Source organism: Empedobacter sp. UBA7494 (genome assembly GCF_002478465.1).
Taxonomy (GTDB): Bacteria; Bacteroidota; Bacteroidia; order Flavobacteriales; family Weeksellaceae; genus Empedobacter; species Empedobacter falsenii_B.
The window spans coordinates 1-24,776 of record NZ_DLOC01000004.1 but is presented as its reverse complement, the minus strand read 5'-3'; the positions used below and the strand labels follow the sequence as shown (position 1 = coordinate 24,776).

The window sequence follows — 24,776 nt, the reverse complement described above, 5'->3', positions numbered from 1 at the left end:
CCCTTTTGAGACAGCCTCTTTAATTATACGATTATAGCTTTTTTTCGAGCTGATTTTTTTATTCGATACATAAGGTAAATAATTAGAGATAATAGAAATGAAAAGATAAAATATCGAATTGCCAACCTATTTTGAGTATTAACTTTACCAGTGCTTGAGATTATAAAACTTGTAAGCGAAGTAATAATATACGTCATTCCTCCCATCAAACCACCAGCAACGCCAGCATTTTTAGGAAAAGCCATCATATTTGAAGTAAAGAATGATGTGAATAAAATTCCTGAACAAATATGAATGAAAAACACAAAGAATAATAAAACAAATAGATTTTGAACAAAGAAACCTGTGATAATCAAAAGTGAAATCAAAATTAATTGTACAATAATAGGTAAAGCTATACTTTCTTTAAAGTCAAGATGCATTCTTTTCTTTCCGACAAATCCGCCAATCATCCACGAAAAGCCTAAAATTAAAGTTGAATAACCAATCACAATAGAATTAAAATGGTAAGTATTTTCAATTAAAAACGGACCAATAATATTGAAAATCATCACAATAGAATAAGCAACTGCTTGTATCATTATTCCAACTATAAATAATTGATTTTTAAGCATCATTCTATAAGTATCGATGACGTTTTTAATATTTAATTTAGTCTTTTCAATAATACTTTCTCCACTAAAAACCAATTCAAAAATTAAAATTAAAGCTGCATAAATTGCTAAAAAATAGAAATTTGCATGCCAATTGAACAATTTTTCTAAATATCCATCTAAAAACGGCGATAAAATAGGTCCGCATGACCAAACAATCGTAAAATAACCTAAATAATGTTTCGCCTTTTCTGGTGTATGAATATCAATAAAAAGTGCTCGAGTTGCAATAACAATAATCGCAACTGAAATTCCTTGAATAATTCGAAGAAAACAAATCAACAGAATACTATCTGTACTCGCGATAACCAAACTTGTGATTAGTACAACAAATAATGCTACAATTTTTGGATAATATCGTCCAATTGCATCCAAAATACTTCCAATAAACAATTGAGATAAACCATAACTCAATAAAAAACAAGTCAAAGTTAATTGAATACTACTTTCTAGAACTATCAGCGATTTTGCCATCTACGGAAATGACGGCAAATAGATATCTGTTACAAATCCCGAAATTGGAATCGAAAAGAAATCAAGTATACTAATAATTTTTTTCCTTTTTTCTGATGCTTCTCTCAACATAAATCATTTTTTACTATGCAAAAGTAAAATGAATGTGAAATTCATGAATTAAAAAAGACAAATAAAAAATTACAAAAATCAAATAAATCAATTTTCTTGTTTAAATTTTAATGGAGAAGTTTAAGTATGTTTTTTAAAAAAATTATTAAAATGAGCAGGTTCCTCAAAACCTAATTTATAACCAACTTGCGCAATATCCCAATCAGTGTACAACAACAGGTTTTTAGCTTCTTCAACTATTTTCTGTTTAATAATTTGTGTCGTTGTTTGTTTTGTTACAGATTTCACAGATAAGTTGAGCTGATTTACATGAATATTTAATTTCGTTGCAAAATCAGCGGGTGTTTTCAAAATAAGTGGTTGAGCAGTTGAATCAAGTGGAAATTATTTATTTAATAATTCATCAAACTTCTTATACAATCTCACATTTGAAGGCAATTCAACCGCATTTATTTCATCAACTTTTTGTTCTAAAACATAATAAAAAATAGCAGATAAATGATTACGAATACTAAAATATCTCAATTGATAATTGGATTGATTAAGACGATACATTTCCTGAAAATAAGACTAAATCAAAGGCAATTGTTCATCCGAAATCTCAATAAAATGAGAATTCCAATATTTATTCGAGTAAAATTCTTTTAGAATTTTTATTCATTTCATTTATTCAAATCACTCGAACTAATGAATTTTATTCAAAATACACAACTGGTTAAGTATTATAAAATTTCATTAACTTTAATCACATTCAAAACTTAATAAAATGCCTTGGAATCCCGAACGATATAATCAATTCAAAAATATTCGTTATCAACCTTTTTATGATTTAGCGGATTTAATTTCTACTAATAATTTGAAAAATTGCATAGATGTAGGTTGTGGAACTGGCGAACAAACAGCAATTCTTGCTAATAAATTTGAACACGCTAATTTTTTAGGAATTGATTCTTCTAAGGAAATGCTTGAAAAGTCAAAAGAATTTGATTTAGCCAATCTTACATTTCAACAACAAACGATTGAAGATTTTACAAATTCTAATACAAATTGGGATTTAATTTTTAGTAATGCAGCGTTATAATGATCGGATAATCATGAAGAATTGTTACCTAAATTAATCTCAAAACTGAATGTTAATGGACAATTTGCAGTGCAAATACCTTGTCAAAAAGATAATGCATTGAATGTTATTTTGATTGATTTAGCACGAGAAAAACCTTTTGCAGATTTTCTGAATAATTTTCATCGAGATTCACCTTTGTTAACGATAGATGATTATACGAAAATTATGTTTGACAATGGATTGTAGGATTTGAACATAAACATGAAAGTTTATCCAATTTACGGAAATGACGAAACAGAATTTTATAATTTCATTTCTGGTTCTGCTTTGATTCCTTATATGAAGCGCTTAACGACTGAACAACAAGAATTATTTACTACAGAATTCAAAACGAGAATTAATAAATATTATAAGACTTTTCCAACAATTTATTCCTTTATGAGAATGTTGTTGTATGGGAAAAAGGGTTAAATAAAAAAGAGAATCAATTATGATTCTCTTTTGTTTATAAAGTTTAATCTAAATCGTCTAATACAGACTTTAAGATATCACAACCTTTTATAATATCTTCATCCGAAATATTAATCGGTGGTGTAATTCGTAAATTCTCGATGCTATACATTAAAAAGAAAAGAATCAAGCCTCTATTCATACATTCTTGCTGAACGCGCAACGTATATTCTGGCGATGATAACTCAGGAGCTAACATCAAACCTTTTCCGTGAATTTTCTTAATTTTTGGATGTTGAAGATTTTTTCTGAATAATCGCTCTTTACGATCAATATCATCCATCAATTTTTCCTCTTCTAAAACATTTAGTAGCTCTAAAGCTGCTGCTGCAATCACAGGATTCCCTCCAAAAGTTGTAATATGTCCCAATTGAGGATTTTGTTTCAACGAACTCATAATTTTTTCAGAAGTCATAAACGCACCAACAGGCAAACCGCTCGCCATGCCTTTTCCCATCGCTACAATATCTGGAACAACTCCAAAATGCTCGAAACCAAACAATTTTCCCGTGCGTCCAAAACCTGGCTGAATTTCGTCCATAATCAATAATGCACCAACTTCTTCGCAACGCTTTTTCAACTTGATAAAGAAATCATTTTCTGGCAACCTAAAACCAGAAGCTCCACGAATAGATTCTACAATAACACCAGCTGTTTCTTTGGTAATTTTTTGTAAATCATCTTCATTATTAAAATCGATAAAATAAACTTCTGGTAACAATGGTCGGAAAGCAGCTTTCTTACGTTCATCACCAGAAACACTTAACGAACCGTGTGTATTTCCATGATAGGCATTTCGAAAAGAAATTAATTGACGGCGACCTGTAAAACGTTTCGCTAATTTAAGCGAAGCTTCAATCGCTTCTGTTCCAGAATTCACCAAATAAACTTGATCCAATCCTTCTGGTGTTAAATCAACCAATCGCTTGCATAATTCGACTGGTTTTTCTTGCGCATATTCACCATAAACAGCAACATGCATATATTTGTTTACCTGATCTATAATCGCTTGATTAATGCGCGGATGGCTATGTCCAAGTGTATTCACCGAAACGCCAGCCACAAAATCAAGATAGGCTCTTCCATCCTTTCCATAGATATAAGAGCCCTTTGCGTAATCGACTTCAAAACCAGATGCAAAATTTGTTGTTTGCGCCTGATATTTGAAAAATCCTTCTTTTAATGTTCCCATTTTATTTTAATAAAAAAAGCACAGCTGCACCGCCCATTGCATACGCTGCAACAGTAAGAGCATCTGATTTACCTTTCGAAAATTTTCTTATTTTGAACGATGAAATATCATTTTTATGAAACTTCAATTCTTTTTCTGTCCCTTTTACAACAGCATATAAAGTATCAGCTTTCCATTGCTTCGCCTCTATTGTATATTCTTTTCCTTGCGCATCTACTTTATAAAATTGATCGGGTTTGATAACATCCGAAATTTTAATTGTAGAAGGATCTATCGCTACTTTCTCTTCTTTATTCTCTTGTTTTTTAGCTTTTAGTGCAGCTAATTCTTCTTGACTTTCTGAAAGAGATGAAGTAAATGCATTTTCATTCGGACTTTTGCGTTCTCTTCTCAATTCAGCAATATCAGCTCTGGAACGACTTCTTTCATTAGAGTTAGTCGTTTGATTTTGATTATTACCTTTAGACATTTCCAATGCATACTCCTCAGGATCAAAAGCTTTGTATGTATAACAACTTGATAATAACAGAATAGATAATATGATAGATGTAGTTTTCATTTATAGTTTTAGAAATTAAACGATTAATTTATGAAAAGATTATTTTGATTCGATAAAAATATCTCGCCAAGTGTTTAATCGTTCAGAAATTCGCCATTTAAAATCGGGCAAATAACGCATATCTTCTGGAAATTTTGACAATGGATACATTTTTCCGTCCGATTTTATACGACATGCAACCAATTCAACATCTTTTCCTACAACATCAACTTCTATAATTCCGCAATACGAAATATTAACTCCATAACGTTCTTTCACTTTCGTTTTTTGATCCGTATCATCCATGTAGGTCAACGCAACAGCGTTTTCTTCTACATTTATAAAATCAATTTTATCATCCTGAAAAAGAACAGTTAAATATTTTCCTTTGATTTGATGATATTCATTTTCCACAAGCGAATCCACTTTAGCAATCACAAAAGCATTATTGAACACTTTCATCGAATCTAATTTTTCTGTTTTCGCATTTGTATACGCTTCGATATAATCTCCCGTCACTTGATTATCTCCAGAAAATAGAATTGGATCTTTATAAAATTGCATCAATCCTTTAGTTTGATTGTACACCAAAGAATCAGCTTTTCCATTCGCATTCGATTTGTAAAAACGCGCTTTATGAAACGCTTTTACCAATGAAGTCGAATCAACATCGTGACGTTTTACCGCCAACAACGTATCTGCACTAATGTAAAGCGAATCTTTATCAAACGCTTTCACAGCATACGCATTCTTCGTTACAAAAGCCGAATCTAAGTATTTAAAAGCTTCTCCGTAATCTCCCTTCAAAAATCTTTTTTCTAAAGGATCATCTAAAAAAACATCACCTTCACCTTTACCAAAACCTGTTTTATCGTTGAAATAAAGTTTTTTAGCCGTCAACGTTTTGTTTTGATAATAAACTTTTGAATTTCCTCTTAACCAAGCTTCACCTGTTTTTTTATTAAAATCTCCATCAGAAGTAATAATATATTGCGATGGATCATTTCGACGCGTAATTTTAGAATAATCGCGGAAAGTTGTAATTCCCGTAATATCATTGGTCGTCATTTTTCTTGAATAAATCGTATAATCTTTATTCGTAATAAAAACTTCTGAACCAAAATTTGCCGATTTAGACTTTACATTATACACAACATTTCGTCCTTCAACTAAAGTACCATCAGAACCGATTGTTTTGTAAGTATCATTTACAATAATATTTCCAGTCAATCGCTCGTAAATCATTTTCTCAGAACTTATTTGTTGCGTAGGCGTCTTCACTTCTACTTTCCCAATACCAGTCGCAATCTCAGTTGTACGATTATAATCCATATAATCTGCCGTAATACGAGAACTTGGATCAGTCAACACCACATCTTTGAAAGCTTTTGCAATTGTTGTGTTTCCGTCATACTCCATTTTATGCGCCGTAATTGTTTTGTCTTTACTCACCAAACGTGCATTCGACCAAACAACAGCCAAGTTTTTATCACGATATAAAACCGCACTATCAGCTGTAATTACATCACCTTTATATTCAATAACAACATTACCTGTTAAAATCTGATTCCCTTCAAAACGATCTGGATAACGCTCAACTAAATCAGCATTCTTCAACACAACTTTTTCTTTTTTAGGTTTCTGTTGCGCAAAAGCACTTATCGTCATAAAACATGAAAGTAAAAAAGCAACTTTCAAACCTGTTTTATTTTTATTTATATAATTAATTAACAATTACTTAATGTTTTTATTTAATCTCTATTTCACTTCAAAAAAGTGTTAGCCAAAATTAGTATTATTTTTTTAGTCCTAAAAATTAATTATTACGTTAAAACGTGCTTGAATACTTAAAATTTTCATAATGTTTTAATCAATATGATAGATTTTTAAGTCTTAATTTGATTAAAAAAATAACTATTATTCATAAAATTCAATTTTAAAATTCTTAACTTCATATTCAATTTTATAAATCTATTAAATGCCTCAATATCAAAATGTATTAGATAGTCCAAATACCAATACTATTTTTATGGTTTGGAATTTCAAGGAGAATACGACTTACAAAGACGCTTTCAAAAAGCTTTGCGCTTTGGTTATCAATCTTAATCATTCAGCAAATACACGTTTTCCGAAAACGCAATCGAGCGTTATTTTAGGAATTAGCTACGAAGCTTGGATAAAATTAGATTTACCTAAACCTTTACCGAAAGAATTAAAACCTTTTGTTGCTATTAAAGGAGAAAAGCATGAAGCTGTTTCTACAAAAGCTGATATTCATTTTCATATCCGTTCTACGCAACAAAGTTATTGCATTGATATTGTTTCTAATCTAACTGATTTATTAAATGATGTTGCGACTTGTCAAGAAGAAATTCATGGTTTTAGATATTGGGATGGTCGTAGTATTTTAGGTTTTGTCGACGGAACTGAAAATCCACAAGGTGACGAGAGAACAAATTTTGGTTTGATTGGCAATGAAGATTCTGCTTATACAAATGGAAGTTACTTATTTGTGCAAAAATACATTCATGATATGCAAGCTTGGAAAAATTTACCAATCTCTGAACAAGAAAAAGTAATTGGACGATCTAAAGTTGATGATATCGAAATGAATGATGATGAAAAACCTTCGAATTCGCATTCTGCATTAGCAAATGTTGGAGATGACAAAAAAATTGTTCGTGATAATATGCCTTTTGGAAATATGTCGACAAATGAAATGGGAACCTATTTTATTGCTTATGGCAGAAAATTTAGCATTGTAGAAGAAATGTTAGAACGCATGTTTGTTGGTGAACCTGTCGGAAACTATGATCGAATATTAGATTTTAGTAAAGCCAAAACTGGAACTTTATTTTTTGTTCCTTCTTTTGATTTGTTAGACCAATTTTCTAATTAAAATTACAAAAAAGACCTTTTACGAAATCGTAAAAGGTCTTTTGATTTTATAAAATCAAGATTATTTATTCTTACGAGTTCCGTAAAAATACAATGAATGATTATCAATTTTGATATCAAAAATATCTTCTATCGTTTGTTTAATAGATTGAATTCTTGGATCACAGAACTCCAATACTTCTCCTGTATCAGACAAAATAATATGGTCATGATTTTTGTCGAAATATGATTTTTCGTAATGCGCTTGTTGATCTCCAAACTGATGTTTACGCACCAATTTAGCTTCCATCAAAAGCTCGATAGTATTGTATAAAGTAGCACGACTAACGCGGTATTTCTTATTTTTCATTTTGATATACAACATATCAATATCAAAATGATCATCTGTAAAATAAATTTCCTCTAAAATAGCATAACGTTCAGGTGTCTTACGATGTCCATTGTCTTCCAAGAAATTCGTAAACACTTGCTTTACTATTTCGTAATTACTTGATTTTACTGATTCGTCTGTCATATAAAAAATTTGTGTAAATATACAGAATATTTCCTTATCAATGTAACGAAACAGCTTTCAATTCGTACGTTTTTTCTATCTCTTGATAATAAATCTTTATAACAGCGTATAATTAACAATATATCTATATAAGAAAATATATAATCTTTCAAAATTATTTTATCCTTTACATCACAAAGGTTAACTTTGCACACGATGGAAGAAAATTATTTAGAAAAACTGAACGAACCACAGCGTTTGGCTGTAGAAGCTACCGAAGGGCCAGTAATGGTGATTGCAGGTGCGGGTTCTGGAAAGACGAGAGTGTTAACTTATCGCATTGCTCATTTACTAAATAAAGGAGTTGATGCTTTCAATATATTGTCTTTAACATTTACCAATAAAGCTGCCCGAGAAATGAAAGAACGTATCGGACATGTGGTTGGTGAAGCGAATGCAAAAGCTCTTTGGATGGGTACCTTCCACTCTGTTTTTGCGCGCATTCTACGTGTTGAAGCACCGCTTTTAGGTTATCCATCAGATTTTACAATTTACGATCAACAAGATGCAGTTTCGGTAATGACAAAGATTATTAACGAAATGCATTTGGATAAAGATATTTACAAAGCAAAACAAGTTTTGGGAAGAATTTCTCAATACAAAAATAACTTGATTACAGTTAGAGCTTATCATAATAATCAAGCATTGATTGAAGCAGATAATGAAGCAATGCGACCTCGAATGGGCGATATTTACAGAGCTTATGTAGATCGTTGTTTCAAATCTGGCGCAATGGATTTTGATGATTTATTGTTACGTACAAATGAAATTTTGACGCGTTTTCCTGAGGTTTTAGCAAAATATCAAGAACGTTTCAAATACATTATGGTAGATGAGTACCAAGATACCAATCATTCGCAATATTTGATTGTAAAAGCATTGGCTTCTCGTTACGAAAACCTTTGTGTGGTTGGTGATGATGCGCAATCTATCTATGCTTTCCGTGGTGCAAATATTCGAAATATTTTATCATTCAAATCTGATTATCCTGACGCGAAATTGTATCCATTAGAACAAAATTATCGTTCCACGCAAATGATTGTGGAAGCTGCGAATCAGATTATCAAACAAAATCAAGATCAATTAGAAAAAAATGTTTGGACAGCAAATGAAACTGGTGAAAAAATAGCCGTTTATCGTGGACTTTCTGATGCTGATGAAGCTCGTTATATTGCAACTCAGATTTGGGAAAGACAGATCAATGAACATCTTCAACCAAAAGATTTTGCTATTCTTTATCGTACCAATGCTCAATCTCGTGCTTTAGAAGAAGCCTTGAGAAAAAGAGGAATTCAGTACCGTGTTTATGGCGGAACTTCTTTCTATCAGCGCAAAGAGATTAAGGATATGGTTGGCTATATGAGGTTATTGATTAATCAAAATGATGAAGAAGCTTTATTGCGAACAATTAATTATCCAGCACGTGGAATTGGTCAAACAACAATTTCTAAACTTTTGGTCGCAGCAGATCAACATCAAATTAGTTTATTTTCTTTAATTGAAAATATTGCGATGTATGCGCCAACAATTGGTATAAATGCAGGAACAGCAAACAAACTGAATGATTTTGTGTTGATGATTAAGCGCTTCCAAGTCATGTTAAAATCGCATGATGTATACGAAGTGACGATGGAAATGGCAAAAACGACACAATTGTTGAATGCGTTGAAAGAAGATTCTACTCCAGAAGGTGTTTCTCGTTTAGAAAACGTTCAAGAGTTGTTGAATTCAATTCAAGGTTATGTTGAAGAACAACAACAATTAGACGAAGGAGACGCTTCTTTAGGAGGTTTCTTAGAAAATATTGCTTTAGCAACTGATGCGGACAACGAAGAAGATGACGATAACAAAGTCAATTTGATGACTGTTCACTTGGCAAAAGGTTTGGAATTCCCTGTTGTATTTATTGCAGGTTTAGAAGAAAATCTTTTCCCTTCTATGATGAGCGTTAACACGCGCGCTGAATTAGAAGAAGAGCGTCGTTTATTTTATGTTGCCTTGACACGTGCCGAGAAAGTGGCTTATATGACCTACTCTGTTTCACGTTTTCGTTGGGGAAAAATTATCGATTGCGAACCATCTCGTTTCTTAGAAGAAATTGATGATAGTTTCTTAGAATGGAAAAATCTGAATATTTCTGCAAGAGCTTCTAACAATAGTGGATTATCAGCTGATTTATTTGGAGATGAACCTACACCACAACAGTATCAACAACGAGAAAAATCAGTTGCAAGACCAAATCCAAGAGCTCGTGTAGAACCAGCTCAACCAAGGTCAAATTTCAAACCAGTAAATCAAACAAAAAGTAACGCTTCATCAACAGCAAATGCACAAGGTTTGCAAGTTGGTCAAGTTGTTGTTCACGATCGTTTTGGACGAGGAATTGTGAAAGATTTGCAAGGAGAACCATCAGATATGAAAGCAATTATTCATTTTGATAATGCAGGAGAAAAAAAATTACTCTTAAATTTTGCAAAACTAAAAATCATTCGATCATAATAAAAAAACAGAAAAAGGTTACAGTAATTTGCAACCTTTTTTATTTGTATTTAACCAATTACACACCTTTTATCAAACTAAAGGTTTAAATAATATATCTTCAAAATTTAGAATAAAATTCTTGCTTGTATTTATTTTTTCGAATAAATAAACAGATTAAATCTTATAATTAAGATTTTTTTAGCATTTTAGCACCACAAATAAACACAAGAACAAAATTTTTTACTCAAATGGATGATATCATCAATCTAATAAGTAGCTACGTTTGGTCATATGCCTTGATTGGACTTTGCGCTTTAACAGGAATTTACTTCTCTATTCGCACCGGATTTTTACAAATAGTCTACATAAAAGACATGGTTCGCTTGCTATTTAGTGGAGAAAAATCGGACAAAGGAATCACTCCTTTCCAAGCTTTTTCTTTAGCAATTTCTGGTCGTGTCGGAACCGGAAACATTGTTGGCGTTGCAACCGCAATCGCAATGGGAGGACCTGGAGCAATTTTTTGGATGTGGTTTATCGCATTTTTAGGAAGTGCATCTGCTTTCATAGAATCTGCATTAGGACAGGTCTACAAGCAAGAAATCGATGGAGAATATCGTGGAGGGCCTTCATACTACATCGAAAAAGGTTTAGGAATCAAATGGTACGCAGTTTTGTTTGCAATCATTACAATTATGAGTTGTGGATTATTATTACCAGGCGTTCAGTCGAATAGTATTTCATCTGCTTTGAATAACGCGTTTGATATTCCTATTTATAATTTTGTAGGTATTCCAATCAACATTGTAGGATTCGTCATTATTGGATTATTAGCCTTGATTATTTTTGGAGGTGTAAAACGTTTGGGACAAGCTTCTGAATTTATCGTTCCTTTTATGGCAGGCGCTTACATCTTAATGGCAATCATTATTATTGGAATGAATATCCATCAAGTTCCATCAGTTTTACGATTAATTTTTTCATCAGCTTTCAATCAAGAATCACTTTATAGTGGTGTTTTTGGATCTGCAATTGCTTGGGGAATAAAACGTGGAATTTATTCTAACGAAGCTGGTCAAGGAACTGCTCCTCATGCGGCTGCGGCTGCGGAAGTAAACCATCCTGCACAACAAGGTTTGGTACAAGCTTTTTCTGTTTACATCGATACATTATTTGTGTGTACAGCAACTGCTTTTATGATTTTATTTACAGGAAAATACAATGTGAATCACCCAGAAAAAGCGGGAAGTTTCATTACTCAAAATCTTCCTGGAGTAGATTATACAGGTTTTACGCAAGCTGCTGTTTCAAGTCATTTTCCTTCATTCGGAAATAGTTTTGTTGCAATTGCTTTGTTTTTCTTTGCTTTTACAACGATTATGGCTTATTACTATTATGCTGAAACGAATATTACATACATTTTCAAGAAAGGAAATAGAAAAGTATATGTATGGATTTTACGTGTTTGTTTTTTAGGTGCTACGTATTACGGAACAATCAAAACTGCTGAAACTGCTTGGGCAATTGGAGATATTGGTGTTGGTCTGATGGCTTGGGTAAATGTTATTGCTATTTTATTATTAAGCGGAGTTGGGCTTAAAGTCTGGAAAGATTATAAAGACAAACGTAAAAAAGGAATTAAAAATCCTGATTTCAATCCTACTGAAATCGGAATTAAAAATGCTACTTTTTGGGAGAACAAAAATAAATAACGCAAAAAAACCACTTCTTTTGAAGTGGTTTTTTTGCTATTAAAAATTATGATTATTGGGCTTGAGTAAACTCTAAATTCACCAATAATTTTACTTTATCAGAAACCACTAATCCTCCAGCTTCTGTTACTTGGCTCCATCCTAATCCGTAATCTTTACGATTAATTTCTCCTGAAAATTCGAATCCGGCTCTTTGTAATCCCCATGGATCAGTGATAACTCCACCAAAATCTGCATTTAATGTAATTGGCTGTTTTTCACCACGAATTTCTAAAGTTCCATTAATTTTTCCGTTTTGAATACCTGAAGTACTTTCAAATTTCATTTCTGGAAATTGCTCAGCAGCAAAGAAATCAGCTGATTTTAAATGTTCATCACGATCTGCATTTTTTGTATTGATTGAATCTACTTTTGCATCAAATTCAAATTTTGCATCAGAAAAATCATCTGAATTAGCTTCTACATCAGCATTGAAATGATCAAAATTTCCTGTTACTGTAGAAATTACCATGTGTTTTACTTTAAATTGGACTTCTGAATGAGAAGGGTCTAAATTCCATTTTGTTGCCATAATGTTTTATTTTTTATTTGTTATTTAAATTGATTTTATTTATCCTATTTTGAATGATAACATTCCTAATGATCCATAAATTAGTTTGTCATTAAAAAGTGTTACTTCCTCTTCTTTTACTTGTAATGCTAATGCGTAAATAGCTGGCAAATAATGTTCCATAGATGGGACAGCAAGATTAAATGCGCTACCTTTTTGTACAAAATTGAACAATTCATCGTGATTACCTTTTTGAACAAAATTCTTGAATGTATCATTCACTTCATAAGCCCAATCATAACCAGCATTTGGCTCGCTCCAATTTAATGCTCTCAAATTGTGTACAACATTTCCACTTCCTACTATTAATATACCTTTACTACGCAAAGCGTCTAATTCCTTCGCTAATTCGTAATGCTCTTTTGGTGTTTTATAAACATCCAAACTCAGTTCTATCATCGGAACATCTGCTTCTGGATACAAAAATTTAATCACACTCCAAGAACCGTGGTCAAATCCCCACATTTTATCTAAATCGACGTCTGTTGTTTTAATTAAATTTTTGACCTTTGTAGCCAATTCAGGACTTCCTGGTGCTGGATATTCAACATCGAATAAAGCTTGTGGAAAACCATAAAAATCGTGAATCGTTTTGGGTTGTTCTAAAGCCGTAACTTTAGTTCCTTTCGTTTCCCAGTGCGCCGAAATACAAATAATTGCATTTGGTTTTGGGATTGTTTTTCCAATATTCTTCCAACCTTCTACAAAAATATTTTCTTCGATTGCATTCATCGGAGAGCCATGTCCTAAAAATAAAACTGGCATCTTATCAGTTATAGAAAAACTTGAAGTTATAGATTTTAACGTATTGAAATCCACGATTTTTATAGTATATTTTATTTATTATTATTTAGCTTTTGGAGCTGCAAATTCTAAGTTAGATGTTAAGGTAACAACATCACCTACAACAGCTTCTGGGAAATTACCACCGATATTAAAATCACTTCTTTTTACATTTCCTTTTACTGTAAATCCGTACGTTTTAACTCCGTTATTGTTGATACTTCCGTTGTAAACTAATTTTAATGCTACTGGTTTAGTTACTCCGTTTAATGTTAAATCACCAACCATTTTAAATTGATTTCCTTTAACACGTGTAATTCCTTTTGAAGAGAATTCTAGTTTTGAATTTTTTGCTGCATTGAAAAAATCTGCTGATTTTAAATGATTATCACGTGCCTCTATTCCTGTATTGATTGAATTGATATCTGCAACTACATGAAATTTTGCATCGCTTAAATCTTCTTTTGTAAAGTTTAAATGAACATCAAAATTTTGGAATTGTCCTTCAACATCAGAAATTGTCATGTGAGAAACAGAAAAGCCTAATTTTGAGTGCGCTTTATCATTTGTATAATTTTGAGCAAATGCAGACATTGAAGCTGCTGATAACATTAACGTGAATAATAATTTTTTCATAACGAATGATTATTTGATTGTTTTTAATTAATTATTTATTTTGATAGGACAAATTTAGCTCAGTCATCAGCGAGATTTCATTGACATAAGATAAGAAATTAAAAAGCTTGATTTTTCATCTAATAAACGATCAAATTGTATCAATTAATATTCCAAAAAGTAAAGATTTTGAATTTGTTAGCAATAAAAAAAACACTTCAATAGAAGTGTTTAATATTATTTTACTGGACTAAAATACCAGTAGGTAGATGTTTTTTTATTCTCGATTTCCAAATATTCTGGAAATGCTTGCGGTAATAAATGTAATTCTTCCGATTTTTTCAAATCTGTTAGAATCTGACGCAAAGGATATCCTTTTTTACGGTCGTGAGGAAAATATCCTTTTTCAATTAAGAAAGGCATCATATCCTTAGTTTTTACACGTTCCAACTTATTTTCTGTTAAATAAGCCTGAATATCTTCGCTCATTTTTTTGACCACTTCGCGGTCTACTTTAATATATTCGTTTCTCTTCATATAATTTTACCAATTACCATTCATGTGCGTTAAAATCATAGGACCTTCAGAAGTAACCAAAACAGTATGTTCGTGTTGTGCAAAAACGCCAGGTGCATTTCCTATCATTGTCCAACCATCCGCTTGCTCAATTGCTTCGTAAGAATTTTCTGAAATAAAAGTTTCCAATGCAATAACTGAATTTTTACGGAATCGACGTTTATCATCAGGGTCTCTGAAATTCATCAAATCCAATGGTTCTTCGTGCAATGAACGCCCTACTCCATGACCAGTTAAATTCTCAATCACATGATAATGATGTTTTTTTGCTTCTTTCTCAATAATTCCACCAATATCAGCGATTTTAACTCCAGATTTTACAGCCGCAATTGCTTTTTGAAGCGCAGAAATAGATGCATCAACAATTTTTTGATAACCATTCACATCTTCTCCAACAACAATAGAACCTCCATTATCAGCCCAAAAACCACCTAATTCTCCAGAAACATCAATATTAATCACATCTCCGTCTTTCAAAATTTTATCGGCTCTTGGAATTCCGTGACAAATTTCTTCATTCACGCTTAAGCAAGTATAACTAGGAAATTGATACGTCTCGAAAGGAGCTGATTTGCAACCAAATTTGTGCATAATCTTCGCACCAAAATCGTCCAATTCTTTTGTTGACATTCCAGGTTTTACATAATCTTTCATCTCTTTAAGAGTAACGGCTACAGCTTCGCTGACTTTTTTCATTCCGATTAACTCTTCTTCTGTCTCTATAATCATTGCTTAAATTCTATTGATTTCCTTTTCAGAAATCATTTACAAATTTACGGGTATTTGTAACGATTATTTGCTTATTTTGATAGAAATTCGTGATTATTGTATAATAGATTATATTGTTGATTGATAAAGAAGTATATCAATCATAATGAAAACGACATTTCGCAATTTGAATTTCATTTTCTACAACACGATATATTAACCGATGTTCATGATCTATTCTTCTCGACCAAAATCCTGCATATCTGTGTTTCAAAGCTTCTGGTTTCCCCAGACCATCAAAAGGATTTCGAGCAATATCTTTAATCAATTCATTGATCTTTTTCAATTTAGATTTATCTGTTTTTTGCCAATACAAATAATATTCCCAAGATTCATCAACAAAAACGATTTTCATCTATTCTTCGATTAACTCTTTTGTAAACGTTTTGTGAGTTTTTAATTTCTCAATTGCAGCATCCAAACGCTCTTCATTTTTGCGAGAAGAAAGCTCGTGATTCGTAGCAATTAGCGAGTTATACTCTTCTAAAGACATAATAACAACACCAGAATTTTTTCCACGATTAATAATCAATGTTTCAAAATTATTCGTCACACGATCAAAATATTCTTTAATATCTTTTCTAAATTAAGAAATATTTGTTATCAACATATGTACAATATTTTGTACAAAAATAAGTATAATTAATTATAAATAAACTTGATTTATAAAGTTTTAGAAAATAAAAAAATCCGTCAAATGACGGATTTAAGTTTATATTTTTCTAACGATTAATCTGCATCATAGATTAATACTCGTTTTGCTAATTTATTTGGACCATTCAAAAACTCGATATGTTGTGGATGTTTTTGATACGTCTCAAATTGATCCATTGTTTCGAAAGCCGCAAACAATGAGAACGAATACGAAGCGTCTATAACATCTCTTTCTATATTTGCAGGCGTTCCAACGTGAAAAAATGTTGATGGAGCAATTGGTTCTAGATCTTTCAAAGCTTGATGAAATGTATTCACTTCAGCTTCTGTAGCGTCGTCTTTTAACCAAAATAATACGTGGTGTGCTAACATAAAATTCTATTTTTTAGTATGCAATTTGCATTTTTACTTTCTTATTTTTTACTTTTTGACCGTTCAATTTTTTCAATAAATCTGGAACTTTTTTACGGTTAATTGCAACATACGAAGTAGTATCTTTTACTTCAATAATTCCGACATCGTTTTTCTCCAAACCTCCTTTTTTAAATAAAAATCCAACAATATCAACTTTGTTTACTTTGTCTTTTTTTCCTGCAGAAATATAAATCGTTTGGTAAGGTGTACGTTCTGGAATCTTATATGTTCCACCTAAATTTTCGACAGGTAAATTTTCATTTACAAACGGAAAATGTTCTTCATTGCTAATAATTAAATACACAAAACCTTTCGCATTCATACGTGCTGTACGTCCATTTCTGTGAATAAAAGCGGCTTCTTTTGCAGGTAATTGATAATGAATAATCGAATCTACTTCTGGAATATCCAAACCACGCGCAGCCAAATCTGTTGTAATTAAAACTCGAACCGAATCATTTCTGAATTTCAGTAACGCACGTTCGCGTTCGTCTTGTTCCATTCCACCATGAAAACTTTCACGCGCAATTCCTTTTTCATGCAACAAATTACTAATACGGTCGACAGCATCACGGTGATTACAGAAAATCAACATGCGTTTGCTTCCAATTTTGCAAATCAAATTAAATAAAGTATCCAATTTTTCTTCTGAAATGGTGTTAACCACTTTCATATGTAAATCAGGCTTTACCTCGATTTGTTTTAGATAGCTCACAATTTTTTCGTCATTCAATCCAACAAATTCTGGAATATTTTCCATTTCTGTAGCAGAAGTCAAAATACGTTGTTTCAAACCAGAAAGTTGCTCTACAATAAAGCTCATATCTTCTTGAAAACCTAATTCTAACGCTTTATCAAACTCGTCTAAAATTAAAGTTTGAACAGTCGAAGGATCAAAGTTTTCATTACGCAAATGATACGCAATACGTCCTGGAGTCCCAATTAATACAGCTGGAGCTTCTAACAAAGTATTTTGCTCAACTTTTGTATTGTGACCTCCATAACAACACGTTACTTTATAATCAGACTTCATCGATTTGAAAACTGTTTCGATTTGTAAAGCTAACTCACGCGCAGGAACTAAAATTAAGGTTTGAACACCTTTTACATCTGGATTTAAATCTCTTAAAGTCGGAAATAAAAACGCCAATGTTTTACCAGATCCTGTTGGTGATAATAAAATTAAATCTCGTTGATTTTCGGACATTTTGAATGCTGAACGTTGCATTGCATTCATATCTTTGATGCCCAAATTTTTATAAAGTAAATCGATTTGCATGCTGCAAAAATAGTCTATTCTTTCGAATTAATCATTTTTTGAAGCTGTAGAAATCTTATAATCTTCCATAAATTCATCAAAAAGATTCATGATTTCGAAGTGATTTTTATCTAATGTATTTCCATCAAACGAAACAACAGCGCCATAGATTTTATTCCAAAATCTCATACGTGCTTGTAAGAATTTCTGCGTTTCGTTATGGATAAAATCGTCTGCATCAATAATTTTTATATTAATGACACGTTGGCGAGGCAATTTCAGTTCTTCAATTTCCAAAATTTTTCCCCATTCAATATAATTCAAATGATCCGTAGGTTTGTAAACGATTCCTTTTTTATCAATCAATAAAATCAATTGTTTTTTCATCAATTTTTTGATTGAAACGATGATGAATAGTAAACTTGGAACAAATAAAACTCCGCTTAAAATTTTTGCAGTTTGCGGAGAATTAACTTGATTGGCGTTTAGAAATAAATAAATTGAACAAGCAAAAAATAAAAGACTACCGAATAATAATCCCCAATTGCTTGTTTGTTTTGCATAAACTTTAACTGAATTCAACTGATTTTGTTTTTACAAAAATATAGATTTTAATCTTAATTAAAGGTTATAAAAAAGAGTCTCAAAAAACTGAGACTCTTATTAATTATCCAAAAATTTCTTGGTATTGTTTCTTGTATTTTTCTAAAATAATTTTACGTTTAAATTTTAACGTTGGCGTTAATTCTCCACCTTCTACGGTCATTTCATTTGGAATAATTGCAATCTTTTTGATTTGCTCCCAATGTCCAAAATGATTATTCAGTTGATTGATTTCATCTTCTAATTTCTTTTTGACAACATCACTTTTCTGGAATTCATCATGAGAAAGATTTACAATTTCTGGAGTATTTGACTGCGCCCATTTTTTGAGATTTGTATAACTCGGAACTACAAAAGCACCAGGAAACTTCTCTCCTTCTCCAACAACCATCAATTGCTCGATGAATGGCGATTCTACCATTTTCATTTCTATTTGTTGCGGAACAATATATTTCCCTCCAGAAGTTTTGTACATCTCTTTTTTACGGTCAACAATTTTTAAGAATTTATTGTCAACCCATTCTCCAATATCCCCCGTATATAACCAACCATCTCTGATTTCTTCGGCAGTTTTTTCTGGTAAATTATGATAACCCATCATCACTATATCACCTTTTACTAAAATTTCGCCATCATCGGACAATTTTACTTCAACACCTTTCAACGGAGGTCCTACAGTGCCTATCTTTTTCCCTCGACGAAAACAATTCACCGCAATTACTGGCGAAGCTTCTGTCAATCCATAACCTTCATAAATTGGAATTTCAGCGGCTAAAAAAACGCGAACAATTCGTTGTTGAATCGCTGCACTTCCCGTTACAATGGCTTTTAATTCGCCTCCAAGTCCTTCGTACCATTTGTGTAAAACTAATTTTCGAGCAATTGTTAATTTCAAATTATAACTTGCAGAACGCTGATCATCTTCTAACACAAACTCATCGCCAACTTTTACAGCCCAATCAAAAATAGATTTCTTAAAACCTGATAATTGAGCTCCCGTTTGCATGATTTTTTCATAAACTTTTTCAATCACACGAGGAACAGCCGTAATCATATGCGGTTTGATTTCTTTTAAATTATCGCCAATCTTCTCCATCGATTGTGCAAAATATATAGAAATTCCCATGTAAACATACAAATACTGAATCGTTCGTTCATACGCATGACAAGCAGGAAGAAAGGTCAAAGCACGATCATAAGGATCAAGTGGTGTTGAATATTCGCAAGCAATAACATCTGCAATAATATTTTTATGCGACAACATCACGCCTTTCGGATTTCCCGTTGTTCCTGATGTATAGATTAAAAAAGCTAAATCTTCGTGCTTTACATTTGCGGCACGTTTGTCTATTTCTTCTTGTTGAATTGTTTTTCCTTTTTCGATTAAAACATTCCAACTTTCTGTATTTCCAAATTCATCAATCGAGTACAGTTGCTCTAATGAAGGTAATTTTGTTTTGAGTTGATTGATTCGCGTATACAAATCGAGATTACTTGTAAAACACAATTTTATAGCCGAATCGCTAAAAATATATTCGTAATCGCTGTCAGAAATATTCGGATAAATCGCTACCACAACAGCTCCGATTTGTTGTATCGCATAATCTATCATATTCCATTCGACACGATTTTCTGAGATTAATCCCACTTTTTCACCTGGCTGAACTCCACAAGCGATCAATCCTTTTGAGATTGCATCAACATGTTCTAAAAAAGTTGTGGTTTTCATTGGTTTCCATTCTCCATTTTGTTTGGATACAAACATGGATAAATCAGGAAACTTTTCCAGCTGACGTTTTGGTAAATCAAAAATTCTGGTTGCTTCCATAGCGTACTTATAGTTTTGTAATTTTGAAAAGAATTCGTCGAAAATAACGTAAAATGATGAGTTTTTCAAAAATTTTATCTTCAACTTAAAAAGAATTATATTCGTCATAACTATTACAATTATGAAATATCTAATTTTACTTCTCTTATTATTTTACTCTTGCAGTTCTGATTTTAAAAAGTCTTATATAATTGGAGATATTAAACTATATGAATTACAATGTTCTGGACACTATTATTTGAGCACTGATAATTGTGATTGTAAATATTTACCAACTAATTATTTTATTCCAAAAGGAGAAAATGATTCATTTTTTGAATTATTCTTAAGAGAAAATAATGGTAAACTTCAAGTTAATTCACTTTATAATGAATTTGAAACTCATGGAAATATCAAAGAGAAAGTAGATTTTATTATATATACCGATAACGCTTCTTTTATGGATAGTATTGAAAAAGTAAATTATACTGTGATTCGTGGTTATACTAAAGAAAGAATGAATCCATAAAAAAATCCCTCAACTCATGATGAATTGAGGGATTTTTTTATTTATAAATTTCTTCGAATTCTTTCTGATATTTCTTTAGAATAACTTTACGTTTTAATTTCAAAGTTGGAGTTAATTCTTCACCTTCTATCGTAAATTCGTGCGCTAAAATTGCTGGTTTCTTAATCTGTTCCCAATTTCCAAAAAACTGATTTGCTTTACGAACTTCTTGATTAATTACTTTATGAACTTCTGTAGATGCTATGAATTCATCTCGAGAAAGATTACTAATTTCAGGTGCATTTTCTTTTGCCCATTCTTTCAGATTTGCATAATTCGGAACAATAAAAGCTGACGCAAATTTTTGCGCATCACCAACAACCATTGCTTGCTCAATAAAATTTGATTCGACAAGTTTTGTTTCAATTGGTTGAGGAACCACATATTTTCCTCCAGAAATTTTGAACATTTCCTTTTTACGATCAATAATTTTCAAGAAATGACCTTCTCCTTCCTCCCAAACTCCAATATCACCTGTGTGCAACCATCCATCAATAATGACCTCATCGGTCGCTTTTTGATTTTTATAATAGCCCATCATCACATTAGGGCCTTGAACCAAAATTTCACCATCTTCGGCTAATTTTACCTTAACATCTTTTATTGGTGAACCCACAGTCCCTATTCGAACACCTAATTTGTGAGGATTATTTACAGTGATTAAAGGCGAAGTTTCTGTCATTCCATATCCTTCAAAAAATGGTAATCCAGCCGCCATGAAAACACGCGCAATTTTACCTTGCAACGAAGTACTTCCCGAAATAATATATTTGAAATTTCCTCCTAACGCTTCATAAAATTTATTCAAAACTAATTTTCGAGCTAAAGCTAACTTCACATTATAAATCAAAGATCGTTTCTTCGCATCAGGCTCATATTGAGCAGCTATATCAATCGCCCAATCAAAAACTTTTCGCTTTTTTCCTGTTAAAGTACTACCTGTTTTCAGAATTTTCTCATAAACTTTTTCCATCACACGAGGAACAGCAGTCATGATATGAGGTTTTACTTCGTTGATATTATCACCAATTTTTTCAAAACCTTCGGCGAAATAAACCGTTACACCAATATATAAATAAGTATAAATTACAGTTCTTTCGTATGTATGACAAGGCGGTAAAAAAGTCAAACCTCTTGTTCCTTCTTCTAACACTACAATTTCTTTTGCCGCAATAAAATTCGAAACCAAATTATTATGAGATAACATTACACCTTTCGGTTTTCCTGTTGTACCAGACGTATAAATTAAAGTTGCTAAATCTGAATTTCGGACAATTGAACTAAGGTTATTTACATATTCGTCTGTAATATCTTTTCCAATTTCTTTTAATTCTGACCAATTTCGAGAATCTGGGAACTCATTAATAGCAAAAACGTATTCTAAACTATAAATTGTGCCAAACATTTTATTGATACGTTCATACAAATTTTTTGTACTTACAATACACAATTGTATTTCTGCATCATTGAAAATAAATTGATATTCAAAATCTGTAATATTTGGATAAATCGCTACTACAACAGCACCAATTTGCTGAATTGCAAAATCAATTACATGCCATTCATAGCGGCTTTCACATACAAGTCCTACTCGATCGCCAGGTTTAACTCCCAAAGCCAATAAACCTTTAGAGATTTCTCTTGTTTGCGCAATAAATTCGGATGGTTTTGTAAACTTCCATTCGCCATCTATTTTACTTGCAAACATATTATGATTGGGATAAAGTTCTTGTTGACGATAAGCTAAGTCAAAAATTCGTGTAGGATTATTCATTTTCTAAATACTAAACTTTATAAAAAAGAGTGCAAATTTGGTTCAAAATTTTCATAAATCAGTTTTATTTCACGAAAAAAGCAAGATTAATAAAAATCTTGCTTCATTATTTTTCTAAAAAATTGATGTTTTTATTGATAAATTCCGTCAATTTCTTTTTTATATTTTTCTGAAACGATTTTACGTTTCATCTTCAAAGTTGGTGTTAATTCTCCCGCTTCAATTGTAAATTCATAAGATAATAAATGAAATTTTTTAATTTTTTCCCAATTTCCAAAATTGATATTTAATTTGTTGATCTCATTTCCTATCAATTCATAAATTTTTGGATGTGTTAAAAACTCTTCACGAGGTAAATTAATCAATGAAGATTCATTTGTTTTTGCCCAATCAATACAGTTTTCATAAGAAGGAATAACCAAAGCAGCCGGGAATTTTCGTCCTTCTCCAACTACCATAATTTGTTCGATATAATTAGATTCGGAAAGAATTTTCTCAATTTGTTGTGGCACAACATATTTTCCTCCAGAAGTTTTGAACATTTCTTTTTTACGATCGATAATTTTTAAGAATTTATCATCAACCCATTCACCAATATCGCCCGTATACAACCAACCATCTTTCAAAACTTCAGCAGTCGCTACAGGATTTTTATAATATCCTTGCATGATATTTTTACCTTTTGCTAAGATTTCTCCATCTTCAGCTAATTTAATTTCGATATCAATCAGAGGAATTCCGACAGTTCCGATTTTCATTCCACGTTTGATACAATTTACAGATAAACAAGGTCCGGCTTCTGTTAAACCATAACCCTCGTAAATTGGAATTCCGGCTGCTAAATACAATTTTAATAAACGAGTTTGTAAAGTTGCACTTCCCGATGCAATTCCTTTGACATTACCGCCAAGCGCCGCTTTCCATTTCGAAAAAATTAATTTTCGAGCAATGTTTAATTGAAATTTATACCAAGCAGAAAGTTTTGATTCATCTAAATCATACTGTTCTCCTAACGAAATTGCCCAAAAGAATAAAGCTCTTTTAACTCCTGTTAATTGTTCTCCAGTCGCCATGATTTTATCGTAAACTTTTTCTAAAACACGTGGAACAGCCGAAAAAATATGTGGCTGAACTTCTTTCATGTCTTGCCCAATTGTATCCATTGATTGCGCAAAATAAATTGGCAAGCCCATTTTGATGTACACATATTGAAAGACGCGCTCATACGCATGACAAGCAGGTAAAAAGGACAACGCTTTATCATACGCTTTTACAGGAAAAGAATATTCGGAACTATTGACATCAGCCAATAAATTTTCGTGAGAAAGCATAACACCTTTCGGGTTTCCAGTTGTTCCAGAAGTATAAATAAGAGTTGCTAAATCCGTAGATTTTACATTGTCCATCTTCGTTTGTAAAATATCATCAGAAATAGAAATTCCTTTCGAAATTAACTCAATCCAATTTGGTATATGCGGGTAAGTATTAAATGTATAAACTTGTTCAAGATTTGGAATACGATCTTTGATTCCTAATAATCGTTGATACAACGCGTCATTGCTCACAAAACAAAGTTTAATTTCGGCATCATTTAGAATAAATTCGTAATCATTATCCGAAATATTCGGATATATTGCCACAACAACAGCTCCAATTTGCTGAATTGCAAAATCTACTAAATTCCATTCTAAACGATTTTCGCTGATTAACGCAATTTTATCATTTGGTTGAACACCATTTGCAATCAAACCTTTCGAAATATTATTTACTCGATTGATAAAATCTGTTGTCGAAATTCCCTTCCATTCTCCTTTTTCTTTGTAATTAAAAATCGAAATGTTAGGTGTATTTTTTTCTTGAAATCGAGGTAAATCGAATATTCTTTGTGGTTGTTTCATATTCTTGAAATAAGGATACAAATTTCTACTAATTCTTTCTACTTTAGAAATTATTTACTCATTCTTTTCTCAAAAAAATTAAGTTTATTATCAATAAAAATCATTTTATTTTTTTGCAATAATTATACTATACTCTCTTTCAACTTTTTCGCCAGCTTTGCTAATTACACTTTCTGAAAATGTTTTTCTATTTTCAATAGAAAATTTAGCTGATTTCAATAATTTAATCACTTCATCTTCTGTTGTAATCTTCCCTAAAAACC

At 31.7% G+C, this 24,776-nt stretch carries 27 protein-coding genes; 7 read left to right on the top strand and 20 right to left on the bottom strand.

What is annotated here, in order from left to right; all coding sequences use genetic code 11:
- Positions 1-23: 23 nt before the first annotated feature.
- From B4E95_RS00375 to B4E95_RS00365, 3 genes are all read right to left on the bottom strand, one after another.
- Positions 24-1,127, bottom strand: a complete 1,104-nt coding sequence (locus B4E95_RS00375; protein ID WP_349680092.1) for an MFS transporter — start codon at positions 1,125-1,127, stop codon at positions 24-26.
- Positions 1,128-1,358: 231 nt separating this feature from the next.
- Entirely contained in the window at positions 1,359-1,589 is a 231-nt protein-coding gene (locus B4E95_RS00370) for a helix-turn-helix domain-containing protein (protein WP_291061924.1), read from the bottom strand.
- Between the two features lie 33 nt (positions 1,590-1,622).
- A complete protein-coding gene (locus B4E95_RS00365) occupies positions 1,623-1,793 on the bottom strand; it encodes a hypothetical protein (protein WP_291061922.1) in 171 nt (56 codons plus the stop codon).
- A gap of 211 nt (positions 1,794-2,004) precedes the next feature.
- Between B4E95_RS00365 and B4E95_RS13030 the strand changes: the two genes are divergently transcribed.
- The 3 genes from B4E95_RS13030 to B4E95_RS13020 are packed head-to-tail and all read left to right on the top strand — an operon-like array spanning position 2,005 to position 2,772.
- Positions 2,005-2,319: a class I SAM-dependent methyltransferase gene (locus tag B4E95_RS13030; RefSeq protein WP_312133477.1), complete on the top strand. Its 315-nt coding sequence runs from the start codon at positions 2,005-2,007 to the stop codon at positions 2,317-2,319.
- 21 nt (positions 2,320-2,340) lie between these two features.
- Positions 2,341-2,547: a hypothetical protein gene (locus tag B4E95_RS13025; protein ID WP_313254327.1), complete on the top strand. Its 207-nt coding sequence runs from the start codon at positions 2,341-2,343 to the stop codon at positions 2,545-2,547.
- 15 nt (positions 2,548-2,562) lie between these two features.
- On the top strand, positions 2,563-2,772 hold the full coding sequence (locus B4E95_RS13020) for a hypothetical protein (RefSeq protein ID WP_312133479.1): 210 nt from the start codon (positions 2,563-2,565) through the stop codon (positions 2,770-2,772).
- A gap of 43 nt (positions 2,773-2,815) precedes the next feature.
- Here the strand turns inward: B4E95_RS13020 and B4E95_RS00355 are convergent, their stop codons facing one another.
- From B4E95_RS00355 to B4E95_RS00345, 3 genes are read right to left on the bottom strand one after another with little or no spacing between them, the layout of a single operon-like run.
- Positions 2,816-4,003 carry an aspartate aminotransferase family protein gene (locus B4E95_RS00355; RefSeq protein ID WP_291061918.1) on the bottom strand — a complete coding sequence of 396 codons (1,188 nt, stop codon included), beginning with the start codon at positions 4,001-4,003 and terminating at the stop codon, positions 2,816-2,818.
- Position 4,004: 1 nt separating this feature from the next.
- Complete coding sequence (locus B4E95_RS00350; protein ID WP_291089010.1) at positions 4,005-4,562, bottom strand: hypothetical protein; 558 nt, start codon at positions 4,560-4,562, stop codon at positions 4,005-4,007.
- A 39-nt stretch (positions 4,563-4,601) separates the two neighbouring features.
- Positions 4,602-6,275 (bottom strand): OstA-like protein, encoded by a 1,674-nt coding sequence (locus tag B4E95_RS00345; RefSeq protein WP_291089008.1) that lies wholly within the window; start codon positions 6,273-6,275, stop codon positions 4,602-4,604.
- 244 nt (positions 6,276-6,519) lie between these two features.
- Here B4E95_RS00345 and B4E95_RS00340 point away from each other — a divergent pair, with 244 nt between their 5' ends.
- A complete protein-coding gene (locus tag B4E95_RS00340) occupies positions 6,520-7,440 on the top strand; it encodes a Dyp-type peroxidase (protein WP_291089006.1) in 921 nt (306 codons plus the stop codon).
- Between the two features lie 60 nt (positions 7,441-7,500).
- Here the strand turns inward: B4E95_RS00340 and B4E95_RS00335 are convergent, their stop codons facing one another.
- Positions 7,501-7,953 (bottom strand): Fur family transcriptional regulator, encoded by a 453-nt coding sequence (locus B4E95_RS00335; RefSeq protein ID WP_038331681.1) that lies wholly within the window; start codon positions 7,951-7,953, stop codon positions 7,501-7,503.
- A 195-nt stretch (positions 7,954-8,148) separates the two neighbouring features.
- Between B4E95_RS00335 and B4E95_RS00330 the strand changes: the two genes are divergently transcribed.
- Positions 8,149-10,491, top strand: coding sequence for an ATP-dependent helicase (locus B4E95_RS00330; protein ID WP_291089004.1), 2,343 nt, complete (start codon positions 8,149-8,151; stop codon positions 10,489-10,491).
- 230 nt (positions 10,492-10,721) lie between these two features.
- Positions 10,722-12,185: an alanine/glycine:cation symporter family protein gene (locus B4E95_RS00325; RefSeq protein ID WP_291062332.1), complete on the top strand. Its 1,464-nt coding sequence runs from the start codon at positions 10,722-10,724 to the stop codon at positions 12,183-12,185.
- A gap of 52 nt (positions 12,186-12,237) precedes the next feature.
- Here B4E95_RS00325 and B4E95_RS00320 read toward each other — a convergent pair whose 3' ends face one another.
- From B4E95_RS00320 to B4E95_RS00270, 11 genes are all read right to left on the bottom strand, one after another.
- Positions 12,238-12,756, bottom strand: a complete 519-nt coding sequence (locus tag B4E95_RS00320; protein WP_291062330.1) for a YceI family protein — start codon at positions 12,754-12,756, stop codon at positions 12,238-12,240.
- Between the two features lie 39 nt (positions 12,757-12,795).
- Positions 12,796-13,560, bottom strand: coding sequence for a 4,5-DOPA dioxygenase extradiol (gene ygiD, locus B4E95_RS00315; protein WP_291089002.1), 765 nt, complete (start codon positions 13,558-13,560; stop codon positions 12,796-12,798).
- Between the two features lie 81 nt (positions 13,561-13,641).
- A complete protein-coding gene (locus B4E95_RS00310; protein ID WP_180906725.1) occupies positions 13,642-14,214 on the bottom strand; it encodes a YceI family protein in 573 nt (190 codons plus the stop codon).
- 216 nt (positions 14,215-14,430) lie between these two features.
- Entirely contained in the window at positions 14,431-14,730 is a 300-nt protein-coding gene (locus B4E95_RS00305; RefSeq protein WP_125350083.1) for a hypothetical protein, read from the bottom strand.
- A gap of 6 nt (positions 14,731-14,736) precedes the next feature.
- On the bottom strand, positions 14,737-15,498 hold the full coding sequence (map, locus tag B4E95_RS00300; RefSeq protein WP_291088999.1) for a type I methionyl aminopeptidase: 762 nt from the start codon (positions 15,496-15,498) through the stop codon (positions 14,737-14,739).
- Positions 15,499-15,634: 136 nt separating this feature from the next.
- Positions 15,635-15,892, bottom strand: coding sequence for a Txe/YoeB family addiction module toxin (locus B4E95_RS00295; RefSeq protein ID WP_180906723.1), 258 nt, complete (start codon positions 15,890-15,892; stop codon positions 15,635-15,637).
- On the bottom strand, positions 15,893-16,111 hold the full coding sequence (locus B4E95_RS00290; protein WP_244958055.1) for a type II toxin-antitoxin system Phd/YefM family antitoxin: 219 nt from the start codon (positions 16,109-16,111) through the stop codon (positions 15,893-15,895).
- Positions 16,112-16,266: 155 nt separating this feature from the next.
- Positions 16,267-16,563: a Dabb family protein gene (locus B4E95_RS00285; RefSeq protein ID WP_291088996.1), complete on the bottom strand. Its 297-nt coding sequence runs from the start codon at positions 16,561-16,563 to the stop codon at positions 16,267-16,269.
- Between the two features lie 13 nt (positions 16,564-16,576).
- Positions 16,577-17,884 carry a DEAD/DEAH box helicase gene (locus B4E95_RS00280; RefSeq protein ID WP_180906721.1) on the bottom strand — a complete coding sequence of 436 codons (1,308 nt, stop codon included), beginning with the start codon at positions 17,882-17,884 and terminating at the stop codon, positions 16,577-16,579.
- Between the two features lie 27 nt (positions 17,885-17,911).
- Positions 17,912-18,445 carry an STM3941 family protein gene (locus B4E95_RS00275; protein WP_291062319.1) on the bottom strand — a complete coding sequence of 178 codons (534 nt, stop codon included), beginning with the start codon at positions 18,443-18,445 and terminating at the stop codon, positions 17,912-17,914.
- An 85-nt stretch (positions 18,446-18,530) separates the two neighbouring features.
- Complete coding sequence (locus B4E95_RS00270; protein ID WP_291062317.1) at positions 18,531-20,294, bottom strand: AMP-dependent synthetase/ligase; 1,764 nt, start codon at positions 20,292-20,294, stop codon at positions 18,531-18,533.
- 238 nt (positions 20,295-20,532) lie between these two features.
- On the opposite strand from B4E95_RS00270, the gene B4E95_RS00265 reads away from it, so the two are divergent.
- Positions 20,533-20,802: a hypothetical protein gene (locus tag B4E95_RS00265; RefSeq protein WP_291088986.1), complete on the top strand. Its 270-nt coding sequence runs from the start codon at positions 20,533-20,535 to the stop codon at positions 20,800-20,802.
- 37 nt (positions 20,803-20,839) lie between these two features.
- Here the strand turns inward: B4E95_RS00265 and B4E95_RS00260 are convergent, their stop codons facing one another.
- Positions 20,840-22,615, bottom strand: coding sequence for an AMP-dependent synthetase/ligase (locus B4E95_RS00260; protein ID WP_291062313.1), 1,776 nt, complete (start codon positions 22,613-22,615; stop codon positions 20,840-20,842).
- 131 nt (positions 22,616-22,746) lie between these two features.
- Entirely contained in the window at positions 22,747-24,513 is a 1,767-nt protein-coding gene (locus tag B4E95_RS00255; RefSeq protein WP_291088983.1) for an AMP-dependent synthetase/ligase, read from the bottom strand.
- Between the last annotated feature and the right edge of the window lie 263 nt (positions 24,514-24,776).

Excerpts from the sequence above, each read along its gene's own strand:
- B4E95_RS00375 (WP_349680092.1), bottom strand. The coding sequence starts at position 1,127 with ATGGCAAAATCGCTGATAGTTCTAGAAAGTAGTATTCAATTAACTTTG.
- B4E95_RS00365 (WP_291061922.1), bottom strand. The coding sequence starts at position 1,793 with ATGTATCGTCTTAATCAATCCAATTATCAATTGAGATATTTTAGTATT.
- B4E95_RS13030 (WP_312133477.1), top strand. The coding sequence starts at position 2,005 with ATGCCTTGGAATCCCGAACGATATAATCAATTCAAAAATATTCGTTAT.
- B4E95_RS13020 (WP_312133479.1), top strand. The coding sequence starts at position 2,563 with ATGAAAGTTTATCCAATTTACGGAAATGACGAAACAGAATTTTATAAT.
- B4E95_RS00355 (WP_291061918.1), bottom strand. The coding sequence starts at position 4,003 with ATGGGAACATTAAAAGAAGGATTTTTCAAATATCAGGCGCAAACAACA.
- B4E95_RS00350 (WP_291089010.1), bottom strand. The coding sequence starts at position 4,562 with ATGAAAACTACATCTATCATATTATCTATTCTGTTATTATCAAGTTGT.
- B4E95_RS00340 (WP_291089006.1), top strand. The coding sequence starts at position 6,520 with ATGCCTCAATATCAAAATGTATTAGATAGTCCAAATACCAATACTATT.
- B4E95_RS00335 (WP_038331681.1), bottom strand. The coding sequence starts at position 7,953 with ATGACAGACGAATCAGTAAAATCAAGTAATTACGAAATAGTAAAGCAA.
- B4E95_RS00330 (WP_291089004.1), top strand. The coding sequence starts at position 8,149 with ATGGAAGAAAATTATTTAGAAAAACTGAACGAACCACAGCGTTTGGCT.
- B4E95_RS00325 (WP_291062332.1), top strand. The coding sequence starts at position 10,722 with ATGGATGATATCATCAATCTAATAAGTAGCTACGTTTGGTCATATGCC.
- B4E95_RS00320 (WP_291062330.1), bottom strand. The coding sequence starts at position 12,756 with ATGGCAACAAAATGGAATTTAGACCCTTCTCATTCAGAAGTCCAATTT.
- ygiD (WP_291089002.1), bottom strand. The coding sequence starts at position 13,560 with ATGCCAGTTTTATTTTTAGGACATGGCTCTCCGATGAATGCAATCGAA.
- B4E95_RS00310 (WP_180906725.1), bottom strand. The coding sequence starts at position 14,214 with ATGAAAAAATTATTATTCACGTTAATGTTATCAGCAGCTTCAATGTCT.
- B4E95_RS00305 (WP_125350083.1), bottom strand. The coding sequence starts at position 14,730 with ATGAAGAGAAACGAATATATTAAAGTAGACCGCGAAGTGGTCAAAAAA.
- map (WP_291088999.1), bottom strand. The coding sequence starts at position 15,498 with ATGATTATAGAGACAGAAGAAGAGTTAATCGGAATGAAAAAAGTCAGC.
- B4E95_RS00295 (WP_180906723.1), bottom strand. The coding sequence starts at position 15,892 with ATGAAAATCGTTTTTGTTGATGAATCTTGGGAATATTATTTGTATTGG.
- B4E95_RS00285 (WP_291088996.1), bottom strand. The coding sequence starts at position 16,563 with ATGTTAGCACACCACGTATTATTTTGGTTAAAAGACGACGCTACAGAA.
- B4E95_RS00280 (WP_180906721.1), bottom strand. The coding sequence starts at position 17,884 with ATGCAAATCGATTTACTTTATAAAAATTTGGGCATCAAAGATATGAAT.
- B4E95_RS00270 (WP_291062317.1), bottom strand. The coding sequence starts at position 20,294 with ATGGAAGCAACCAGAATTTTTGATTTACCAAAACGTCAGCTGGAAAAG.
- B4E95_RS00260 (WP_291062313.1), bottom strand. The coding sequence starts at position 22,615 with ATGAATAATCCTACACGAATTTTTGACTTAGCTTATCGTCAACAAGAA.
- B4E95_RS00255 (WP_291088983.1), bottom strand. The coding sequence starts at position 24,513 with ATGAAACAACCACAAAGAATATTCGATTTACCTCGATTTCAAGAAAAA.